The 20821-nt window shown below is 54.2% G+C and carries 23 protein-coding genes; 12 read left to right on the top strand and 11 right to left on the bottom strand.

Annotation, left to right across the window (positions count from 1 at the left end; translation table 11 throughout):
• From ACMZ66_RS21755 to ACMZ66_RS21725, 7 genes are all read left to right on the top strand, one after another.
• Nucleotides 1-773: ABC transporter ATP-binding protein (locus ACMZ66_RS21755; RefSeq protein ID WP_416940573.1), on the top strand; the 773-nt coding region annotated here is incomplete at its 5' end.
• Between the two features lie 185 nt (nucleotides 774-958).
• Nucleotides 959-1312 (top strand): hypothetical protein, encoded by a 354-nt coding sequence (locus tag ACMZ66_RS21750; protein WP_416940571.1) that lies wholly within the window; start codon nucleotides 959-961, stop codon nucleotides 1310-1312.
• Complete coding sequence (zwf, locus tag ACMZ66_RS21745; protein WP_416940569.1) at nucleotides 1279-2382, top strand: glucose-6-phosphate dehydrogenase; 1104 nt, start codon at nucleotides 1279-1281, stop codon at nucleotides 2380-2382. Before ACMZ66_RS21750 ends, zwf begins: the two co-directional genes overlap by 34 nt.
• A gap of 73 nt (nucleotides 2383-2455) precedes the next feature.
• Nucleotides 2456-3175: a 6-phosphogluconolactonase gene (pgl, locus tag ACMZ66_RS21740; protein ID WP_416940567.1), complete on the top strand. Its 720-nt coding sequence runs from the start codon at nucleotides 2456-2458 to the stop codon at nucleotides 3173-3175.
• A gap of 5 nt (nucleotides 3176-3180) precedes the next feature.
• Nucleotides 3181-5013 carry a phosphogluconate dehydratase gene (edd, locus tag ACMZ66_RS21735; RefSeq protein WP_416940565.1) on the top strand — a complete coding sequence of 611 codons (1833 nt, stop codon included), beginning with the start codon at nucleotides 3181-3183 and terminating at the stop codon, nucleotides 5011-5013.
• Nucleotides 5013-5951, top strand: a complete 939-nt coding sequence (gene glk, locus ACMZ66_RS21730; RefSeq protein WP_416940563.1) for a glucokinase — start codon at nucleotides 5013-5015, stop codon at nucleotides 5949-5951. Before edd ends, glk begins: the two co-directional genes overlap by 1 nt.
• Before the next feature lie 23 nt (nucleotides 5952-5974).
• Nucleotides 5975-6616, top strand: coding sequence for a bifunctional 4-hydroxy-2-oxoglutarate aldolase/2-dehydro-3-deoxy-phosphogluconate aldolase (locus tag ACMZ66_RS21725; RefSeq protein ID WP_416940561.1), 642 nt, complete (start codon nucleotides 5975-5977; stop codon nucleotides 6614-6616).
• Between the two features lie 71 nt (nucleotides 6617-6687).
• Here ACMZ66_RS21725 and ACMZ66_RS21720 read toward each other — a convergent pair whose 3' ends face one another.
• Nucleotides 6688-6942 carry a hypothetical protein gene (locus tag ACMZ66_RS21720; RefSeq protein ID WP_416940559.1) on the bottom strand — a complete coding sequence of 85 codons (255 nt, stop codon included), beginning with the start codon at nucleotides 6940-6942 and terminating at the stop codon, nucleotides 6688-6690.
• A 148-nt stretch (nucleotides 6943-7090) separates the two neighbouring features.
• On the opposite strand from ACMZ66_RS21720, the gene ACMZ66_RS21715 reads away from it, so the two are divergent.
• A complete protein-coding gene (locus ACMZ66_RS21715) occupies nucleotides 7091-7960 on the top strand; it encodes a LysR family transcriptional regulator (RefSeq protein ID WP_416940557.1) in 870 nt (289 codons plus the stop codon).
• 141 nt (nucleotides 7961-8101) lie between these two features.
• Here ACMZ66_RS21715 and ACMZ66_RS21710 read toward each other — a convergent pair whose 3' ends face one another.
• A complete protein-coding gene (locus ACMZ66_RS21710; RefSeq protein ID WP_416940555.1) occupies nucleotides 8102-8386 on the bottom strand; it encodes a DUF1127 domain-containing protein in 285 nt (94 codons plus the stop codon).
• Nucleotides 8387-8517: 131 nt separating this feature from the next.
• Here ACMZ66_RS21710 and ACMZ66_RS21705 point away from each other — a divergent pair, with 131 nt between their 5' ends.
• From ACMZ66_RS21705 to ACMZ66_RS21690, 4 genes are all read left to right on the top strand, one after another.
• Nucleotides 8518-9387 carry a LysR family transcriptional regulator gene (locus ACMZ66_RS21705; protein WP_416940553.1) on the top strand — a complete coding sequence of 290 codons (870 nt, stop codon included), beginning with the start codon at nucleotides 8518-8520 and terminating at the stop codon, nucleotides 9385-9387.
• Between the two features lie 135 nt (nucleotides 9388-9522).
• On the top strand, nucleotides 9523-10065 hold the full coding sequence (locus tag ACMZ66_RS21700; protein WP_416940551.1) for a sigma-70 family RNA polymerase sigma factor: 543 nt from the start codon (nucleotides 9523-9525) through the stop codon (nucleotides 10063-10065).
• Nucleotides 10062-10793: an anti-sigma factor domain-containing protein gene (locus ACMZ66_RS21695; RefSeq protein ID WP_416940549.1), complete on the top strand. Its 732-nt coding sequence runs from the start codon at nucleotides 10062-10064 to the stop codon at nucleotides 10791-10793. The genes ACMZ66_RS21700 and ACMZ66_RS21695 overlap by 4 nt, the downstream gene beginning before the upstream one ends.
• 140 nt (nucleotides 10794-10933) lie before the next feature.
• Nucleotides 10934-11368, top strand: a complete 435-nt coding sequence (locus ACMZ66_RS21690) for a DUF7282 domain-containing protein (RefSeq protein WP_416940547.1) — start codon at nucleotides 10934-10936, stop codon at nucleotides 11366-11368.
• Between the two features lie 63 nt (nucleotides 11369-11431).
• On the opposite strand, the gene ACMZ66_RS21685 is transcribed toward ACMZ66_RS21690, so the two are convergent.
• From ACMZ66_RS21685 to ACMZ66_RS21645, 9 genes are all read right to left on the bottom strand, one after another.
• Nucleotides 11432-12493, bottom strand: coding sequence for a nickel/cobalt transporter (locus tag ACMZ66_RS21685; RefSeq protein ID WP_416940546.1), 1062 nt, complete (start codon nucleotides 12491-12493; stop codon nucleotides 11432-11434).
• Nucleotides 12441-13130: a DUF1007 family protein gene (locus ACMZ66_RS21680; RefSeq protein ID WP_416940544.1), complete on the bottom strand. Its 690-nt coding sequence runs from the start codon at nucleotides 13128-13130 to the stop codon at nucleotides 12441-12443. The genes ACMZ66_RS21685 and ACMZ66_RS21680 overlap by 53 nt, the downstream gene beginning before the upstream one ends.
• Nucleotides 13096-14226: a zinc ABC transporter substrate-binding protein gene (locus ACMZ66_RS21675; RefSeq protein WP_416940542.1), complete on the bottom strand. Its 1131-nt coding sequence runs from the start codon at nucleotides 14224-14226 to the stop codon at nucleotides 13096-13098. The genes ACMZ66_RS21680 and ACMZ66_RS21675 overlap by 35 nt, the downstream gene beginning before the upstream one ends.
• A gap of 155 nt (nucleotides 14227-14381) precedes the next feature.
• Entirely contained in the window at nucleotides 14382-15818 is a 1437-nt protein-coding gene (locus ACMZ66_RS21670) for a hypothetical protein (protein WP_416940540.1), read from the bottom strand.
• Nucleotides 15815-17419, bottom strand: coding sequence for a GMC oxidoreductase (locus tag ACMZ66_RS21665; RefSeq protein ID WP_416940538.1), 1605 nt, complete (start codon nucleotides 17417-17419; stop codon nucleotides 15815-15817). The genes ACMZ66_RS21670 and ACMZ66_RS21665 overlap by 4 nt, the downstream gene beginning before the upstream one ends.
• The gene (locus ACMZ66_RS21660) at nucleotides 17419-17877 is read right to left on the bottom strand and encodes a hypothetical protein (protein ID WP_416940536.1); all 459 of its coding nucleotides are present in this window, start codon (nucleotides 17875-17877) and stop codon (nucleotides 17419-17421) included. Before ACMZ66_RS21660 ends, ACMZ66_RS21665 begins: the two co-directional genes overlap by 1 nt.
• The gene (locus ACMZ66_RS21655; RefSeq protein ID WP_416940534.1) at nucleotides 17874-18569 is read right to left on the bottom strand and encodes a phytochelatin synthase family protein; all 696 of its coding nucleotides are present in this window, start codon (nucleotides 18567-18569) and stop codon (nucleotides 17874-17876) included. Before ACMZ66_RS21655 ends, ACMZ66_RS21660 begins: the two co-directional genes overlap by 4 nt.
• Nucleotides 18569-18910 (bottom strand): c-type cytochrome, encoded by a 342-nt coding sequence (locus ACMZ66_RS21650; protein WP_416940532.1) that lies wholly within the window; start codon nucleotides 18908-18910, stop codon nucleotides 18569-18571. Before ACMZ66_RS21650 ends, ACMZ66_RS21655 begins: the two co-directional genes overlap by 1 nt.
• Complete coding sequence (locus ACMZ66_RS21645; protein ID WP_416940530.1) at nucleotides 18910-20442, bottom strand: multicopper oxidase domain-containing protein; 1533 nt, start codon at nucleotides 20440-20442, stop codon at nucleotides 18910-18912. The genes ACMZ66_RS21650 and ACMZ66_RS21645 overlap by 1 nt, the downstream gene beginning before the upstream one ends.
• Nucleotides 20443-20821 lie beyond the last annotated feature (379 nt).

Below are 20821 nucleotides of genomic sequence, written 5' to 3'. Positions count from 1 at the left end.
TCCTGCAACTTGAAGAACTTCTGGATCGTAAGCCCAAGGAACTTTCGGGTGGTCAGCGCCAGCGTGTGGCGATTGGCCGTGCGATTGTTCGACAGCCCGGCGTCTTCCTGTTTGACGAGCCGCTATCGAACCTTGATGCGTCCCTTCGTGTCCAGATGCGCATCGAGTTAACAAAACTTCATGAAAAATTGAAGTCCACGATGATCTATGTGACGCATGATCAGGTGGAAGCGATGACGATGGCCGATAAAATCGTCGTCTTGCGGGCTGGTCGGGTCGAGCAGGTGGGAACTCCGCTGGAACTTTATCATCACCCGCAAAATCAATTTGTTGCAGGCTTCATCGGATCGCCTAAAATGAACTTCGTTTCGGCGGTTGTTGAGGCCGTATCGCAACAAACTGTTACGGTTAAACTGGATTCTGGTAAAGACGTCGTTCTGCCCGTTGATGGCAGTGGTCTTGCCTCCGGAGATCGTGTAACAGTGGGCGTCAGGCCGGAACATTGCAGCATTGCTGATCAGGACACAGCTTTGTTCGCAGGGACGGTCGATGTGGTTGAACATTTGGGCGAGGCTGGCCTCGTCTATGTGCAGACCGGTGCCGAAGAGCTTTTTGTTGCCCGTGTTGCTGGCGATACGGCGATTGCATCAGGAAGTTCAGTGGGTGTCAGCGCCCAGGTGCAGGATTGCTATTTGTTCGACCAGAATGGGCAGGCGAAGCGCCGTCTTGCGGTTGACAATGCACCGCTTGCTGCACAGCTGTCTGCCAGATAGGCAATTTCGGAAACGCCGGGATTGCCACCACGGCAAAATGCCGTGTCCCGGTCGTCTGCCAGGATCAAAAGATCCGGGGTCCCACCTTGGCGACGGGAAGGAAACGTTGGAAGGCTAAGGGCATAATGAAACAAAGGCTGAAGCATCGTATCGCTGATATCGTGATTTTCGGTGGGACCGGAGATTTGGCGTTACGAAAACTTTTCCCCGCACTTTACGAAATGGAACGGACCGGGCGTTTCGACGAAGAGACCCGTATCTTTGGCGCATCGCGTAGCGAACATAGCGACGAAGCATTCCGGGCCAAGCTCGAAGAAGCCGGGAAGAAGTTTATTCCGAAGGGCGAGTTTGAAAAGGAAACCTGGGCAAAATTCGCAAGCCGCGTGTCCTATGTTCAGGTATCCGCCGGTGACGAAGCCGGTTTCAAGGTTCTTTATGAAAAACTGTCCGATCAGCCTGATCGTGACCGTGTCTATTCTCGACCAGCCCGTCGCTGTTTGCCGACATGGCCTTTAACCTTAAAAAGGCTGGTCTGGTAACGCCGAACTCGCGCGTTGTCCTTGAAAAGCCGCTGGGCCACGATCTTGACAGCTGCCGTGAAATCAACGGCCAGATCGGTGAAGTGTTCGAGGAAAACCAGATTTTCCGTATCGACCATTATCTTGGCAAGGAAACGGTGCAGAACCTTATGATCCTGCGCTTTGCCAATGCGATGTTCGAACCGCTTTGGAACAGTGCACATATCGATCATGTGCAGATCACGGTTGGCGAAGAAGTCGGCGTTGAAGGACGTTGGTCCTATTACGATGATGCCGGTGCGATGCGCGACATGGTTCAAAACCATATGTTGCAGCTTCTATGCCTTGTTGCGATGGAAGCACCCTATGTCCTTGATCAGGACGCAGTGCGCGACGAGAAGGTTAAGGTCCTTAAGGCCCTTCAACCGATTACGGATGCCAATATCGATAGCTCCACTGTGCGCGGCCAATACCGTAAGGGTGCTGTTGGTGGCAAGGAAGTGCCGGGTTACCTTGAAGAAGAAGGTGCCAATGTTGACAGCACGACGGAGACCTTTGTTGCGATCCGTGCCGAGCTGAACAACTGGCGTTGGGCCGGTGTTCCGTTCTATCTGCGGACTGGTAAGCGTCTGCCGAAACGTCATTCAGAAATTGTCATTCAGTTCCGTGACGTTCCGCACCAGATTTTCCCGCTGGCAAAATCCATGACCAACTATCAGGCCAACAAGCTGGTTCTGCGTTTGCAGCCTGATGACGGTATCCATCTTGTCCTGAACAACAAGAACCCGGGACCGGGTCTTGTACGTTTGCGTCCGACCGCATTGAACCTGTCATTTGCCGAGGCCTTTGGTGGTCGCAGCCCGGATGCCTATGAGCGTCTGTTGCTTGATGCGATTGATGGCAATAACACGCTGTTCGTCCGTCGTGACGAACAGGACATTGCCTGGCAGTGGGTCGATGCCATTCAGGAAGCGTGGCACAACAATCATGTCACGCCAAAAGGTTATACGTCCGGAACATGGGGGCCATCGGCCGCCATTGCCTTGATCGAACGTGATGGCCGGACCTGGAACGAAGAAGCCGGGTTCTAATTGTGCTGCCCCGGTGCGAAGGTGCCGGGGCCTTGCGCAAGCTCTGCGTTACCCCCAACTTCGGGAAGAAGACATGACAAACGAACGCATTTTTAAAAGCGGCGATGAAATGCTTGCGGCAATGGTCAAGGAAACCATTGAGCGGCTTGAATTTGCTATTGCGACCCGCGGCCATGCCAGCATTGCTGTTGCCGGTGGCCGGTTCCCAAAACCGCTTTTCCAGACCCTTTCGGCCGCACGCCTTGACTGGGCCAAAGTCACCGTGACCCTTGGCGATGATCGCTGGGTCGGGCTTGATGATGATCAGTCCAATGAAAAGCTTGTGCGCGACAATCTGTTCATCAACGAAGCCCAGAACGCCCGTTTTGTGTCGTTGAAAACAGCTGATAGCAATCCGGAAGACGCGGTGGAAACCGTAAGCGCGCGACTTCGCACCGAAATGCACTGGCCGCTTGATATCGTATTTCTGGGGATGGGGGATGACGGTCATACCGCATCACTTTTCCCGTCCTCAACGCCCGAAGCCCTTGATAAGGGGCTTTATCCAAAACATGGCGAACTGGTTGCCGCCGCACGCCCGACCGTATCCCCGGTCCCGCGTATCAGCATGACCTTACCTGCCATTCTTAACGCCCGGTATATTGGTATCCATATTACCGGCCAATCCAAATGGTCGACCTTTGAAACCGCGAAAAACGGCACAGTAATCGAAGAGATGCCGGTTCGCGCAATTTTGCAGCAGAACGATGTTCCCGTCGATCTGTGGTGGAGCGCCGAGAACCCGAAAGGCTGAACCCCATGAAACGTGAAATAGAACAGATTACAAAACGCATTGTCGAGCGTTCCAAACCGACACGTGAAGCCTATCTTGCCAAGATCGAAGCTGCTGCTTCGGATCGCCCGCATCGCTCATCGCTGTCATGTGGCAACCTTGCCCATGCGTCAGCTGGCTGTGGTGCAGCAGAAAAGGCACGCATTAACGGTGACGAGGGTGCCAACCTTGGCATCGTGACGTCTTATAACGATATGCTTTCGGCCCATCAGCCGCTTGGCGTTTATCCCGATCGCATCAAAAAGGCCGTGTTTGAAGCTGGCGCAACCGCACAGGTTGCCGGTGGTGTTCCGGCCATGTGTGATGGCGTGACCCAGGGCCGCCCGGGCATGGAGCTGTCGCTTTTCTCGCGCGATGTGATTGCTATGTCGACGGCGGTTTCGCTGTCACATGATGTGTTTGATGGCGCTCTTTATCTTGGCGTTTGTGACAAAATCGTTCCGGGTCTTGTCATGGGCGCTTTGTCCTATGGCCATATTCCGGCGGTGTTTGTACCGGCTGGTCCGATGCCATCGGGGCTTCCGAACAATGAAAAGGCCCGCATTCGTCAGCTTTATGCGCAGGGCAAAGTCGGCCGCAAGGAACTGCTTGAAGCAGAAACCGCGTCTTATCACAGCCCGGGTACCTGTACCTTCTATGGTACGGCGAACTCCAACCAGATGCTGATGGAAGTCATGGGCTTGCATTTGCCGGGGGCCGCGTTCGTTAACCCAAACACCGATCTGCGTGATGCCCTGACCGAAGAAGCCGCACGCCGTGCGCTTCAGATCACCAAGCTTGGCAACGATTATCGTCCGATTGGCAAAATCCTTGATGAAAAGGCATTTGTGAACGGCATTGTTGGTCTTCTGGCAACCGGTGGTTCGACCAACCATACCCTGCACCTGCCAGCCATGGCGCGTGCGGCCGGTATCGAGCTTCGCTGGGATGACTTTGACGAATTGTCACGCATCGTGCCGCTTCTGTGCCGTGTTTATCCGAACGGTCAGGCAGACGTGAACCACTTCCATGCTGCTGGCGGTATGGGATTTGTGATTTCTGATCTGCTCAAGAACGGTATTTTGCACCCGGATCTTGAAACAATTCATAATGGCGGCATGGCAGCTTATGGTACCGAGCCGTATCTTGATAATGGCAAGCTTGCATGGCGTGATGCGCCGGCAGACAGCCATGATGAAGAAATCCTGCGCCCGACCGAAAAGGCGTTTAGTGCAGATGGTGGTCTTCGTATGCTTTCGGGCAACCTTGGCCGTTCTGTCATCAAAGTTTCCGCTGTTAAGCCGGAAAACCGCGTGATCGAAGCACCGGCTGCGGTCTTCACGTCCCAAGAAGCGATGATGGATGCCTTCAAGGAAGGCAAACTACATCGTGACGTGGTTTGCGTTGTGCGTTTCCAGGGGCCGAAAGCCAATGGCATGCCGGAACTGCACAAACTGACCCCGCCGCTCGGCGTTCTTCAGGATCTTGGTTACAAGGTCGCACTTGTGACTGATGGCCGTATGTCTGGTGCATCGGGCAAGGTCCCGGCAGCGATCCACGTCACGCCAGAAGGCATGATGAACGGTCCGATTGCCAAGGTGCAGGACGGTGACATCATCCGTCTCGACGCGGAAACCGGTGAGCTGATCCTTAATGTGACCGCGGACGAGATGGAAAAACGTGCCTTTGCAACGTTTGACAACAAGGCTGAACATCAAGATGGCTTTGGCCGCGAAATGTTTGGTGTCTTCCGCGAGCATGTTGGTCTGGCCGAGCTTGGCGCAAGTGCTGCCTTCCCGGGGGAGGCTGAAGTCGCGTAATGCAGCTGGTTGGTGATATCGGCGGGACCAATGCCCGCTTTGCCTGGCTGGACGACGCTGGCAATCCCTTTACCCCGATGACATTGCCGGTGCGTGACTATGCCACCATCGGTGATGCCATACGGGACTTCATGGCGAAAACCAACGCTACGGAGTTGCGTGAATTTGCTGTGGCGGTGGCGTGCCCCGCCATGGCGGACACGGTCAAGTTCACCAATAACCCGTGGGTGTTTTCCAAAGAAGCGCTTAAGGCCGAATTCAATCTTGATCGGCTTGTGGTGGTCAATGACTTTACCGGCCTTGCGATGTCGGTGCCCTATCTTGGCCAAGAAGACCTGATCACTTTGTTTGATGGTCCGGGGCGTCCGGGATTGCCATTGGCAATTGTCGGTGCGGGTACGGGACTTGGTGCTTCGGGTCTTTTGCCACATGAAGGCAAATGGCTTCCGATCCAGGGTGAAGGCGGGCATGTATCCTTGCCAGCCGTTGATGACCTTGATTACGAGATCGTCAAATTCCTGGGTCAAGAGCTTGATCGGGTATCGGCCGAACGTGTGCTTTCGGGTATGGGCATTGAAAACCTGTACCGTGCACTTGCCGCCATTGATGGTGTCGACGTCGCACCGAAATCAGCGGCCGAAGTCGTTGATGGTGCGCTTAAAGATGGTGACGCCCTGTGTCTTAAGGTGCTGGATCGCTTCTGCCTGTTTATGGGCGGGGTGGCTGGCGATCTTGTTCTGACACTTGGTGCATTTGACGGTGTCTTTATCGGTGGCGGTATTGGTCCGCGCATTGCCGATTACATGAAACAAAGCGGCCTGAAAGAGCGCATGATCGCCAAGGGCCGTTTCCGTGATTTGATGAATGATGTGCCGGTGCGCCTGATGACGGCGAAATACCCGGCCCTTATCGGTTGTGCCAAAATCCTGACGGCCTGACCGGGAAACTGGAGGAATAGTTTATGAGCCTTTCATCGCGTGAAATTCTGTCCAAAGCCCCGGTTGTACCGGTTCTGGTGATTGAAGACGTCAATGACGCGGTTCCGTTGGCCAAGGCACTTGTTGCCGGTGGTCTGCCGGTTCTTGAAATTACCCTGCGTTCCGATGCCGCCGAAGAAAGCATAAAGCGCATCATCGCCGAAGTCCCTGATGCGATCACCGGTGCAGGCACGGTTGTAAATGCCAAGCAGATGGAACGTATGGCTGAAATCGGGTGTGCCTTTGCTGTATCGCCCGGGCATACCGATGGGCTGCTGAAGGCGGCGGCAGACACTGGCTGCCCGCTTTTGCCGGGTGCTGGTACGCCGTCTGAAATCATGAACCTGATCGATCATGGCTATGACACGTTGAAATTCTTCCCGGCGGAACAGCAGGGTGGTGTTTCGATGCTTAAAGCCATTTCCGGTCCCTTGCCGCAGGTGAAATTCTGCCCGACCGGTGGTGTTTCGCTTTCCAACCTTGCGGATTATCTGGCGCTGCCAAACATCATCACCGTTGGCGGTTCCTGGGTCGCACCGAAAGATGCGGTCAAAGCCGGTGACTGGGCGACGATTACCCGTCTGGCACAGGAAGCAACCGATAAGGTCAATGCCCTGCGCGGATAAGCGTTGGGTGTGAGATAAACAAAAAAAGGGACCCGATCGGGTCCCTTTTGCATTTATGGGGCGCTGGTATCTTACCGGCCGCGAGCAGGAAGCTCGTTCGACATACGGTCGATAAACCAGGTCGATCCATTGAATTTGCGCTGCAGGCCGAGATCGGCAAGTTCTGCGTGGCTCATATTCTCAAGCAGGTTGCGGTGGCTTTTGCGTTTCGCCGCGTCCTTCGGACCATTGAGCAGACGATTAATCACGCTCGCAAACGGCATGCGCGCGGTGAACGGATCGGTAACTGCGTCGAACTGGCTGTTGCCAGAAAGCTGATGTGGCATGGTGGCCTCCTGGTATCTCAGGGTTGAAAAACTCATTTGCTGCCCGGTGTATCTCACATGCAAAATTAAACGGGAATTAGGTTGTTTCGCATAGCTGGTGTGCAAAAATGAACGAAACGTCTCGGGCATAAACGACTAAGGTACGGATATGAACTGGAACGATTTACGCTACTTCCTTGTTTTGGCAGAAGAAGGCAGCCTTTCTGGGGCTGCTCGTCGCCTGCGCAAGGAGCACACGACTGTCGCCCGCCGGATCGAAGCACTGGAAGGCGATGTTGGGACCAAGCTTTTCGACCGACTGCCACGTGGCTGGCAGCTGACCACGGCGGGCAATAATTTGCTGCCGGTGGCAGAACGAGTCGAAGAAGAAGCATTGGCGTTCGAGCGTCAGGCCAAGGGAGATGAAGGTGCGCATGGTGTTGTGCGCATTTCTGTTCCGCCGGTTGCCGGGCGTGTTCTTTTTGCGCCACGTCTTGCCCGATTGCTGAAGGCGCATAAGGGGCTTGAGTTCGAAATCATTGGGGCGGCCAGCGTTGTAAACCTTGCTAGGCGCGAAGCCGATGTTGCAGTTCGCATGGTGACCCCGCGCGAACCGGGCCTGATTACCCGAAAACTGGTTGAACTGGGTGTCGGGCTTTACTGCGGGATCGGTTATCGCGACCGTGTGCCTGAAAGTGACTGGGAATTCTGCGGTTACGAAGATACCGCTTACGGCGCATCAAAAAAGGAATGGGTGCGCAATGTGCTGGGTCGCGAATTGCCCTGCCGGTTTCGGGCTGATGAAACCGAAACGGTGCGTCAGTTCATCGCAGCGGGTCACGGCGTTGGCGTTTTGCCCCGCTATCTTGGGGATCGGGACGAAGAACTTGAACTGATTCATGCCGATGTCGATGGCGAAAGCCGCGAAACCGGCTGGATGGTGGTGCATCCCGATATGCGCCGATCACCCGGTGTTCGGTTGGTGATGGATGCGTTGATCAAGGCAGCCGACAATATATCCGAAGAATTTCAGGTCTGAACCAAATCAAAGGGCCCCCGAAACGGGGGCCCTTCTTTTGCCTTGAGGGAGGCATTTCAAACATCTCCGTACCCTTACGGGGATGCTTTGGTATCCAAAGCCTGTCGCTTGCCAATGGTTCAGGGCCAATGGCGGCTTTGATCAGATCCGATAACCTTCAAGCGACACAATGCCATCGCCGGTTCGTTCCAGACCGATATCGCACAGTTGCTCGTCACTTAACCGGTGTAGGGCAACACGGCCTTGATAGCGTTTGTAGGATTTGGCAACTGTATCGAGGATCGCCGGGATGATCGCACCAACGCCCATTGCCTTGGTGTGGCGCGAGGCGGGGGAAGTCAGGCATTGTGCGATCATCTCCGACGATGACTTGGACGAAACACATCCAACGACGGGATGGCATTCAAGCTGTTTGGTCATAGCCATATTGATGCTCCTTGATCGTGGTGGCTGTTTGATGAGGCACACTCTGACATGTGTGGAAATGTGATGTAATTCCGATAAATTTCGCTATGATTGTGCAAAATTGCGCATGTCACGGTTTTGGGTGTTTCAACATGAACTGGAATGATCTGAGATTTTTCGTAGCCCTTGCCGAAGAAGGCACGCTTTCCGGGGCTGCACGGCGCTTGGGCAAGGATCACACCACTGTGGCCCGACGGATCGAAGCACTTGAAACCCATCTTGGTGCGCATCTGTTTGATCGTCTGGCAACGGGCTGGAAACTGACCGATGCGGGCGAAAACCTTGTGCCCGTTGCTGGTCGGATCGAAGAAGATGTTCTGGCCTTTGAACGTCAGGCGCGCGGCGATGAAACTGCCCACGGTGTGGTTCGGATTGCCGTGCCGCCCGCAGCAGGGCGTTTGTTGTTTGCGCCCCGTCTTGCCGAATTGCTGCGAGATCAGAAGAACCTTGAATATGAAATCCTTGGATCAAGCGTGATTGCCAATCTTGCCCGGCGTGAAGCCGATGTTGCTGTGCGTATGGCGACACCCGATCAAAGCGGCCTGATTGCCAGACGGCTGACCAATCTTCGTTTCGCGGTCTATGCCGCAAAGGGATATACCGCCCGCGTTGCGCGCAAGGATTGGGAATTTTGCGCCGATGGCCGCAATACATTTGGCGATTATCAGCAAGGCTGGGTTTGGGAAACGCTGAATGGTGAATTGCCAACCCGCGTGAAGGCAGATGACAGCCAGACCGTGTTGGCCTTTGTTGCGGCGGGTCACGGGCTTGGTCTTTTGCCGCGCTATATGGCCGATCCTGATGATCGGCTTGAGCTGGTTTTTGATGATGAACTGGGCGAGGTCAGCAAACCGGTCTGGCTTGTGGTCCACCCCGATATGCGCCGGGCACCGGGGGTGCGCATGGTGATGGATGCGCTGATCAAAGCAACCGAGAGCATCCCGTCAGAATTTAAATCATAAATAGCACTAGAAGTTTGCGATCAAACTGATCAGGTCAGCTGTTTGCTGCGTAACAAGAGATGGCTCGGGATTTTGGTCCCGTATTTTATTTCTAAGTGCGTGTGACTTCGGTTTTGCGTACGCACGGCGGTGGTTATGACAACGACCCGGGATCTTGAAAATCTGCTTAAACAGTCGATCGATGGCGATATGGATGCCTTCGAACGACTTTATCATGCAACATCTTCGAAACTTTTTGGCATTGTGCTGCGTATCTTGAAGAACCGCGCCCAAAGCGAGGACGCGCTTCAGGACATTTATGTCCGTATCTGGCAGAAAGCAGCCGATTTCGAGCCGGGCCGTGCATCGATCATCACATGGATGTCGACGATTGCACGTAACCGGGCGATTGATATCGTGCGACGCCAAAAGCCGGAAGTCGATGCAGATGATGCCGAAATCGAAACGATCGCATCTGAAGTATCGATATTTGACGAAGTCGTCCTTGCCAGCGAAGTGCGCCAGCTTGACCTATGTATGAGCGGTCTTGAAGATGATCGTCAGGAAATGGTCAAATTGGCGTATCTTGAAGGCTGGTCACGGGCCGAGCTGGCAGAACGCTTTGCTCAGCCCGTGGGAACGATCAAGACCTGGCTGCACCGCAGCCTGAGACAATTGAAGGAATGCCTTGGATCATGACGGATCGGGACAATATTGACATGCTGGCGGCGGAATATGTGCTTGGCACACTTAAATCCGCACAGCGCCAGTCTGTAGTGGCCCGTCGCATGAACGAGCCTGACCTTGACGCGGCTATCGATGAATGGGAAGTGCGCCTTTCGCCACTTAATTCCCACTATGATGCGGTGATCCCACCCAAAAACCTGTTTGCCAATATCCGCACCCGGATTGACGAGGCGGGCAAGGCAATTACCGATCATATGCCAAGTCTGGCCGAGTTCGCCCACATGAAACGCAAGCTGGCAATGTGGCGTGCAGGTGCGCTTGGGTCTGCCGCGATTGCCGCAAGTCTCGTCATTGCTGTTTTGGCAACAGACGTCAGCGCACCGCTTCAGGATGATGGGAAGTTTGTGGCGGTATTTCACCGCGATGATACCCAGCCTGCCTTTGTCATGAGTGTTGATTTGGAAACCCGTGCGGTCACCATCCGCCCGGTCGAGGCAACTGTTCCCAATGGCAAAACCTATCAGCTTTGGATCGTATCGGAGCAAACCGGGCCGAAGCCAAAATCGCTTGGTCTTCTGGAAAATATCAGTCAGCCAACGACCAAGCAGCTTGGCGAATTTAATCCGGCGATGCTGCGCAATGCGACTTTTGGCATCAGTCTGGAACCGGCGGGTGGTTCACCAACCGGGCAGCCAACCGGTCCTGCGATCCATGGTCGTCTGATTTCTGTCGAACATTGAAGAAAAAATATCTCCTTTTCTGAAACCCGATTGATTTGCCTGCGTAGCTTCGGTGTGTGCGGTGAAAACCCCACAATAAAACCGAGATACGAGCGAACCGCAAAAGGCGTGTTCCAGATCAAAAGCAAAGGAGACTTCACATGACGTTCAAAACCAAAGCAACCGGTCTTGTTGGTGCCATGATGCTGAGCGCTGGCTTTGTCTTGGCAAGTGCTGCACCGGCAAATGCCATGGGTCCGATGGTCGAAGCCATGGATCAGGATGTGTCTGCGGGGACTGTTACCGCATCGAAAATCATGGCCGGTGAAAATGGTTGGCTTGTTGTCCATCGTACCGACAAGGACATGAAGCCGGGCCCGGTGGTTGGTTATGCGCCGATCAAAAAGGGTGAAAACATGGATGTCGCCGCCATCCTGCAGGAGCCGGTCAAGTCCGGCGAAATGCTGATGCTGATGGTTCATGCGGAAACCGGTGGCATGAAAACCGGCATCTTTGAATACACCCTGGGTGCCAAGGAAGACGGCCCGATCAAGCCGGATGGCAAACTGGTGATGAAAGTCGTTAGCGCGAAATAAGCGCCGAAGTTCAGGATTTCCAACAGCCCGCAGGTCCATCAACCTGCGGGCTGTTTTCGTATGTCAAAGCCAGCCCAGCTGTCGGGCGGACGCCATCAAAAGAAGTACGCCAAACAGCGTGATCGTCGCCGCACCGGCAAAGCCAACGGACCGGCGGATCAGGCCAGATGAGCTTTCCGAGACGGAAAACAAATGCTGGGTCCCGGTGCGAATGCCGATTGCGGCCAGTCCAATCAGGCTGATGGTCAAGGCAACCCCAATTGCCATGGCAAAGGCTGCACCAACCCCGATCAGAACCATCCCGTTTGCCAGCGTAAACAGCAAAACAAGGATCGATCCGGTGCAGGGGCGCAAGCCCACAACAACCCCGCTTGCAATCATATGCCAACGGTTTTGGCTGCGCGGGGCATCCATATGCCCGTGATCATGGTCGCAGGCATGGCCGTGATGGTCGTGATGATGATCATGCGTATGATGGTGGTTATGATGATCGTGATGGTGGTCATGATGATGCGCTGAACCATGATCACAGCAATCATCACGTCCCTGCAAAATCCGAAGCGCCATTAGTGCGCCAAGCCCGGCAATCAGGGCATAGGACACAGCTTCAAGAATAAGACCGTTTTGCGTGATCGCCGCCGGGCCAAGGTTCAGAATGATCGCCATGCCCCCGACCAGCGCAATCGCGGTGACGGCTTGAACAGCGGCAATCAGGGTTCCCATGGCAACACCCTGTTTCCAACCGGCATCGCGCGACAGGAAATAGGTGGTGGTGACCATCTTGCCATGCCCCGGGCCAGCCGCGTGAAACACGCCATAGGCAAAAGATAAACCGATGATGACAAGCCCCGGCCAGAAGCTGTCGCCGTCTTTGGCTTCGCGAAGGGTTGCGGTGATTTCACGGTTAAGCTTGGTCTGAATGATCACCGCCTGACCGACAATATCGGAAAGCCAATCGGGCAGGGAGATGAGGCTTTTATCTTCGGCGGCTTGGCTGGTGGTCGCCGCTGGCGGTGCTTCGCTTGTGCCCGCACCGCGCCCCAGCAGATTGGAAGACTGGGCGATTGCCGGATTATTTGACGAGAACGAATTCGCCAGGAGCAAGACCGCCAGTACCGCTGCCATCTGCCACTTTGCCCGCGCAAACAAGATCGGCACGGACCGGCGCGACAAGGTCAAAATAGATGCGGTTCTTTTCATCTTCGCTCATCTCGAAATGACAGGAGAGTTCCTTGTTGCCCGAAAACAGGATCGGGTCGACCTGTGTGAAGGCAACATCGATATAATATTCGGCATCATAGACCGACAGGCTGACATCATCCTTTGCCGGATCAAGCGGTTCGGCCAGGGTGAGCTTGAAGTCGTAAGTCACCCGGCGGTCGTCGGTGACATCGGCCTTGAAATCGGTAGCACCGGTAAAGCCCACCAGATTTTCATTCTGGCGCAGATGGGTTAGCCACGAAACGTCGGCCAGTGCGGCAAAGGCATTGTCACGCACGGCGATGTTTTCTTCATCAAAGAACCGGGTGTCGTGATTTTTGTCGAACTCGTCAATCAGCGTCATGCTGAACAGGTCGTCAAACAGCCAATGCACGTGAACGGCCGTGATCTTGTCACCCTCAAACACAAATTCCGCATTGGCATCAATCCAGACATGGGGATGTGCCGATGCGGAATGGCTGGTTGCCAGCATCAGGGTGCCGGCAACCAGTGATGCCGTGATGCTGTTACGAACCTTTGCCGAGGCAGTCGACAAGGGCATCAACATTTTGCGTAAGAATGTTCTGATAGGCATCCGGGCTAGCCGCGATGTTCGCACCCAGCGGGTCAAGAATTCCGGTCTGAATGCCGGTGTCGGAGACAACAGCTTCGACAATGGCCGGACGGAATTGTGGTTCGGCAAAGATGCAGACTGCGCCTGTGTCACGAATTTTGTCTTCGATTTCATGAAGGCGTTTGGCTCCGGGTTTTTGATCGGGCGATACCGTAATCGAACCAACTGCATTCAGACCAAAGCCGGCCTCCAGATACTGATAGGCATCGTGGAAAACGACATAGGGTTTGCTCTGAACCGGTTCGAGTTTTGCCCCAAGATCATCCCCAAGTGACTGCAAGCTTGCAAGTAACGTTTTGAGGTTTTCCTGATAGTCACCGGCATGTTCCGGGTCGATCTCAGCCAGCTCATCGGTGATTGCGCGTGCAATTGCAACACCATTGGCCAGATCCAGCCAGATATGCGGATCAACGCCGCCATGTTCATGATGGTGATCTTCATCACCATGGTTTTCATGCTCGTCATGTTCTGCATGGGCATCGTGATCGTCATGATGCGCATGATCATGGGTATCGTCATGACCGTGTTTGTGGTCTTCGCCGTGATCATGGTCTTCTGCATGGTCATCATGGTCATCATGGTCATCATGGCCATGTTTATCGTGATCATCTTCGCCGTGACCATGCGCGTGGGTTTCCCATGTGCCGCCTTCACGCATATCGCGCAGGGTCAAACCCTTAAGCGCGACCAATTCAAGCTGATGGCTGTTGGTCGACAGGGTCGAAAGTGGCTTTTCGAGAAAAGCTTCCAAGCTGTGAGACACATATACAACCAGATCCGCATTGTTCAGCGCGCGCGCTTCACTTGGGCGCAGCGAATAGGAATGCGGCGAGGATGCCCCATCAAGCAGAAGAACCGGCTCGCCAATGTCTTTCATAATTGCGCTGACAATGCCATGGATCGGCTTGATCGATGTTACGACCTTAGGCGCATCATCGCCATGCGCATGGGCAGTGGCGGCAAAGCCTGCCACCAGCGAGGTTGAAAGAAGCAAACGGCGAAGGGCAGAAGGAAAGGAGGACATATATTCGGACCGGTTTATGGTGGGAGCTGTAAAATGCGTTGAAAATTGTTATGTTATATCATAACATGACGTCAAGAATAAAATGGCCGGTGCGTGTTTTTGCTCATCGCTACCGGCCATTCAGTTTGTCATCAATTCTGCCTGCATGTGGCATATCAGGTGGCAGGCGCCTTATGCAGTTTTGGTGCAAGCCAACGCCACAACATCAATGTGGTGGCAAGCAGGACAGCACTGACCTGCACCACGAAAACCATCTGATAAGCAGGCGTTACGCCAAGCCCGGCAAGCTTTGACAGCTGAAAAGTAATCTCAAGGATTTCAATGCCGACTTCGGTGCCAAACATGATGACAAAGGCCGGGGCCAATGTGATCAGTTTGTTGCCATTGGCAGATGCAATCACCTGACTAACGACAATTGTCGTCGCAATCCCGATCCCGATGCTTGAAAGCATCTTGGTCCAATAAAACAGCGCCGCATCGGTTGCCGGATAGGGATAAAAGATCGTCGCAATCGATGAAATGATCAGGCAGGGAATGGCAAGCAGCCAAAGCCGTTCACGCCAGACCGGATTGCGCGCAATCAGGGCCCCGGCGCCAAATACCATGATCACCTGACTTGCCGCGCCAAGGGTTGCGCGATCATCAATCAATTCCGATGAACACAAATGTCTAACCAAATAGGCGGTGTCATAGACGCCCGTGGTCGGGATTTCCAAAATGAACAGAACGACCAATAGGAAAATTGCATCTGATGGCAGTTTGGCATCACTTGGCTTGGCCGACCTGACGCCAAAATAAAGTGCGACCGACAGCGCAAGAAACGCCGTCATCAAACCAAGACCGATCGGGCTTTCAACTCCGACAAAGCTGTTGGCTGTTGTCCATGCCTCGAACATGATGACAACAGACATGAAAAGACCAATCAGTTTCCAGTTCGGCGCCTGCTTTTCATCGGTATTTGCTGCTTCGTTCCCGGCTTCATGATTATGCGGCGTACGCATCACGACGGGCATGATCACCAAGAACAGGATCGGCAAGGCAGCAAGGATCAGGAAGTAGTTCCCTGTACCGACATCAAAGGCGACATATTTCACCAGTTGCGGGGCAATTAGAAATGCGATGGGTTGGGCCGCGGTCCAGACGGTCGTTAGCATCGACTTTTCGCGATCCGTCTTTGCCTGACTGATGGCAAGCTGTGCCAAAGGTGCGAAGAAGGAAATCGCAAAACCACCCATGCAGAAGCTGGCCAGAACGATAATCTCGCGCACCGAAAGTGCCGGGTCCCAATGCATGGTCAGGCCGACCATCGCATAACTGGCACTGGCCAGAAGGGCGGTGGCAAGGCACACCCGACGTGCAGTGTTGCTGTTGATCACAAAGGGCGCGATGGCCAGTGCCATGACAGCACCACCAATCAGAACTTCGATCAGAATGTCGGTCCGCTCGACCGAGATATTCAGAAAGCTGGCAAACTCGCCTTGGGAAACAGATACCGTCATGGTGGCGACAGATCGCAATCCGTTGCCCAGAAGAATGAACAGGGCGAGAAGCCCTGTTTCAATCAAGATCAGTTGTTTGAGTGGTGCGTTCATTTGGTCAATGCATCGGCCATATGGTCTGCTGCACGGATTGCCAGTGCAGCGATGGTCAAGGACGGAGCATTGACCGGGGTTGTTACATGCGAACTTGATCCCAGAATATAAAGGTTGCTGTGATCATGTGCGACAAGATCCGGGTTCACCACCGAGATATTCGGATCCGTCCCCATAATCGTCGTCCCGCCGATAATCGCATTCGACAGATACGGCGTATCGGTCTTCATGTCCTTTACACCAAGGGCCGCAAAGATCTTGCGATTGACCTCAAGCGCGTTTGACAGTCCCTTTTTGGTGTAATCATCAAGGGTAAAGGTCACCTTCGGACGCGGAATGCCAGAGCTGTCCTTTTCATCGGCAAGCTCAACCCGGTTGTTCCAGTTTGCCAAAACTTCGGCCGAGCTATTGAGACGCAAATGGCGTGAAATCTGATCATTGATGGCATGCGCCAGTTCCTGACCGACCATGCCCTTTTTTATCAGATCCTTTGCCAGATTGGTGGCATCGGAATTCCCCGACCACCCATCATTCATGAAACTGGTGCCAACGGCGGCATAATCTGATCGGAATTCACCATCACGCAACTCAACCAGACCACCGGTCTGTTGTGGCCCGCGATAGGGGAATATCTGTTCATCAAGCGTGCCCCAGCTGTCCTGGTTGGCTTGCGTCAAAAGATTGCGGCCGACCGCATCGGAACTGTTGGCAACGCCGTTGGGTGCTGTGTCCTGTTTGGAATTCAAAAGAAGACGCGGGTTTTCAATCGCGTGACAGCAGACAGCAAAATATTTGCCGCTGACCCAGAATTCGGATCCATCCGGTTTGCGGACTTTTACCCGACTGATCTTCTGATCCTGGCCAACCTCGATAAAGCTGACCAGTGCCTCGGTCTCAACGCGCACGCCAAGGTCTTCTGCCTTTTGCGCATGAACCGATGCATCATACTTCGCGCCAATCGGACAGATCGGCACGCAGGTATTGTTGCCGCAGCAGACCGGGCGTTTATCGAAAATCTCGGAATTGCGCGCATGGGAAAACGGTGCGGAATGCAAACCCAGTTTATCAAGCGCCTCGGTCACCTTCTGATCCATATAGCTCATCGGGATTGGCGGCATCTGATAGGGGGCGCCATCGCGTGGTGCGCCCCACGGATAGTTCGGATCCCCCGCAACGCCCCAGCGCTTCTCCGCTTCGATGTAATAGGGAACCAGAAGGTCGTAATTGATCGGCCAGTCGCGCGACACGCCATAGGTTGACTGCATGGTGAAATCATGCGGGCGTAGTCGATCGGCAAAGCCGGTCCAGTGCCAGGTGGTACCGCCGAACAAACGCAGATAGGCCCCAATGAACTGATCCGGGCCACCCTGAACGTAGAAGTCGTTATACTTCCCGTCCTCGGGATGGGGTGCATAGGGTTGCGACGGATAGGGGGATTGCGGCCCCTTGACCGGGTTTTCATAGAAGTTCTTGAGGTTTTCGGCGCGTGTGCGTTTCGGACCTGCTTCGAGCATGATCACATCAATGCCCTTTTGCACAAGGCTATAGGCCAGATGCGATCCGGCCATGCCCGATCCGATGATGACGACAGTTGCTTCCATCACATATCCCCCGCGACCGGATGATGGGCCCAATGGCCAAAGGCCGGACCACCACATGTGCCCGGTGCCGTCGCAAAGCTCAGCGACTTCCAGCCCAGACACCACGGGTAATAGATCGCCTTATAGGCACCATCACGCATGACTTCGCCGGTATAAAGCAGGCGGGCGATAAAGGCTGCCCGTTCCTGAATTTCCGGGCTGGCCTGTTTGATCCGCTCGGAAATGGAACCTGTGCGAAGCGCATTGACGAAATTGCGCTGGGCCAGTTCGCCGTATGTCGCGAGGAACTCGTCATTGGCGGCATCAAGAAGATGATCCGAAATATCGGGGATGCCGCCAATTTGACGCACAATGTCATAGAAAACCGCATTGCTGCCCAACGCCTGTGCGCGGGCGGCAACCGGTGCCAGTGGCAATAATGAGATTGACCCTAAAAGGGCGCGGCGTGAAATCTTCATTTGCTTACCACGACAAGACCACGGGCCTTGTTCGAACCATCATCAATCGATGCCATGGCCTTGCGCAGGTCTTCAATCGTCATCCAGACCGGCGGGTATTTGTATTTGGCAACATCCAGAACCAGCGCGCGGTCGGTATCTTCGTCATAGGCAGCAATCGGCGATACATGCCCGCCACCGACCTGACCGATCGGTTTGCGCGAATAGTTCGCGACCAGACGTTTGTTCGGGTCCGCAAGCGTTGCCTTGATGGTATCGCGCAGCCATGCTTCATCGAAATTGTTGGCGTGATGGTATTCTGCCTTCACACCAAGATTTTCAAAGAAGGTGGCAATCTGGCTAAGGATCAAGCCGTCATGTTCGACCATGGCATATGATTTGACCTTTTGGTTTTCTGGCGTGAACACCGTTTCCTGGGTAAAGAAAGCCCAAGGATACAGGCGCTGGGGCTGCGGGCGTTTGACACCAAGACTGTTCATGGTTGCGGCAATGCTGGCCGGGCCACAGAAGGTCAGGATATGTTCGCTTTCAAGGTAGCTCGCCAGTTCGAAATAGGGGCCGGTATATTCGGCATCCATGAAAATCTCGGTACCCTTGGCATCGGTCAGATAGATCAGCTCATCAGCAGTTGCGTGCATGATCGGGGCGGCCATCATCAGACCGGCAAGTGCAGGAAGCATAAAGCGTTTCATTATTGTGTCCCTCCGAACCAGGTGGCGATGGCCTTGATATCCGCATCGCTCAGATCTTTTACGATTTCATGCATGACAAGCGCCTGACCACCGGTACGGCGACCGTCCTGATAGGCGCGAATGGCGTTTTCCAGATAAAGCGGCTGCTGCCCCAAAAGGATCGGAACATCCTTAAGGGCCGGGTTGCCGTTCGTCCCGTGACAGGACAGGCATTGCGATGCCGCCGTTGGCATTGCGCCTTTTTGCGTGTCATCGGCCAAAGCTTCTGACGTCGAAAGGGCGGACCATGCGATCACGATGGCCGCGGTGACGCTTGCGGTTTGAATAAGGGATCGCATCATCATACCTCTATATTGACGTTGATCATCATGCCGGTGTCTTCATGTGGCAGGATGTGGCAATGCATTACGTAGCGGCCGGTGAAATCAACAAAGCGCGTTCTGAAAGTCACCGTGCCGGCTGCCGGAACGGCAATGGTGTCCATCCACGGTTTGCGCGTGTCAGGTTCGCCATTGATCGAAACCACCTGGAACGGATTGACGTGGATGTGCAGTGGATGGGGGAACGGCGTTGTATTGATCAGTGTCCATTCTTCAACCGCACCCAGCTTGGCGACAACATCGTCACGCCGTGGATCAAATCCCCGATCGTTGATGGTAAATTCCGTGTCATCAAAGAAGCCTGACACGTCCTTCACACCCAACACAAACTTGCGTCGGTTGGTGATTTCATCATCGGTGATGTCTGTCAGGATTTCGTTTTTCGGAAGATCCCCGGTCGGGATCGACTTGCCGAATTTAACGCCGCTCGCCACACGTGGATCATCGGCTGCAATCACGATGATATCGGCAAGATGTTCTTCGGGAAGGCTGGCCTTGCCCTGCATGAAGGCCGGACGACGTAGCGCATAGGTCCCGGTTTTAACACCCTTGATCAAAAGGTTCGCGCGGTTGCCCGGTGCCAGAAGGAATTCTTCGGTTTCTTCGGCCTTGGGCAGCGGATTGCCATCCAGACCGATCAGATGCATTTCCATGCCATCAGCGCGCAGCGGGATGAACTGCGCGTCACCGGCATTAAGCAAACGCCAGTGCTGAACTTCGCCTTCGCGGATATAGATCTTTGGGCGGTACTGACCATTCACAAGGAAATCGCGTTCTGCATCCAGCGGCCAGATCGGCTTTTCGCTTTCCAGCAGGCCATCAAGACCCGGAACCGGTGCCTGAAGCACTAAAACGCGTTCAAGGGCGGCGGCAACTTCGGGCACTTCATCAAGCGTACCGCCAATGATGGCCATACCTGCTGCACCCGATGCGACCTGTGCCGAAACCGATCCATGGCGATGCGGATGATACCAGTAATTGCCTGCCGGATGGTCGACCGGAAGCTTCACGACATAGTTAAAGCTTTGCCCCGGTTCGATCTGAAGATACACATTGTCGCTGTTGCCGCGCGGGCTGACATGGAAGCCGTGGTAATGGACATTCGTGGTGTTAAACCGGTTGGGCACATTGGTGACCACGTCCTTGCCAGCATCCTTGTTGGGCGGCATCCGATTTTCAAATGCCAGTTCAAGCGTATCGCCGGGCTTCATGCGAATGGTCGGGCCGGGGATGGATGCATTAAAAATGCGAAGCTTGGCTGGACCACTGGGCAGCGAATAGTCGCTGGCATCCATGAAGAAGTCCGCCTTAAGGCGTCCATCGACCGAATGAATTTCCATCGGGTTGGGTAGATCATCGGTGATACCGATCGGGGATTGGCTTGCAATCGTTTCCATCGCATTGGATGGCGAAACAAGCCACGGCATTGGACCAATACCTGCAGCAACGGTCGCTGCAGCCGACCCTTTCAGAAGTCCGCGACGCGTGATCATATGTTGGTCTCCCTCAACGTACCGGAATGCGGTTCCCGGCACGGCAGATGCTCTGTGTTATTCTTGTGCCCCATTTGGGGGGCAGGTTATTTCGGGAAGATAAAAGCATCGCCTGAAATGCGATGTGCCCACCGTCACAGAAGCCTGATATGGAACAATTATTCTTCTAAAACCCCGTCCAACTATTGTACCGCAATTGACCGATCTATCAATCCAGAGTTGCACGTATCTGCATGACGGTTAGATTAAGTATGGGGGATGTCCCGTGGGGATTGTTGGGGCGTTTGATCAAATTAAGATCCATTGCCTGATCGAAATAGGTGCATTCCATATCCGAAACAAAAAATCCGCACCTGTAGTTAATGCGGATTTTTGGCTG

Source organism: Thalassospira sp., assembly GCF_048059015.1.
GTDB lineage: Bacteria > Pseudomonadota > Alphaproteobacteria > Rhodospirillales > Thalassospiraceae > Thalassospira.
This window is presented reverse-complemented; position numbering and strand designations above follow the sequence as displayed.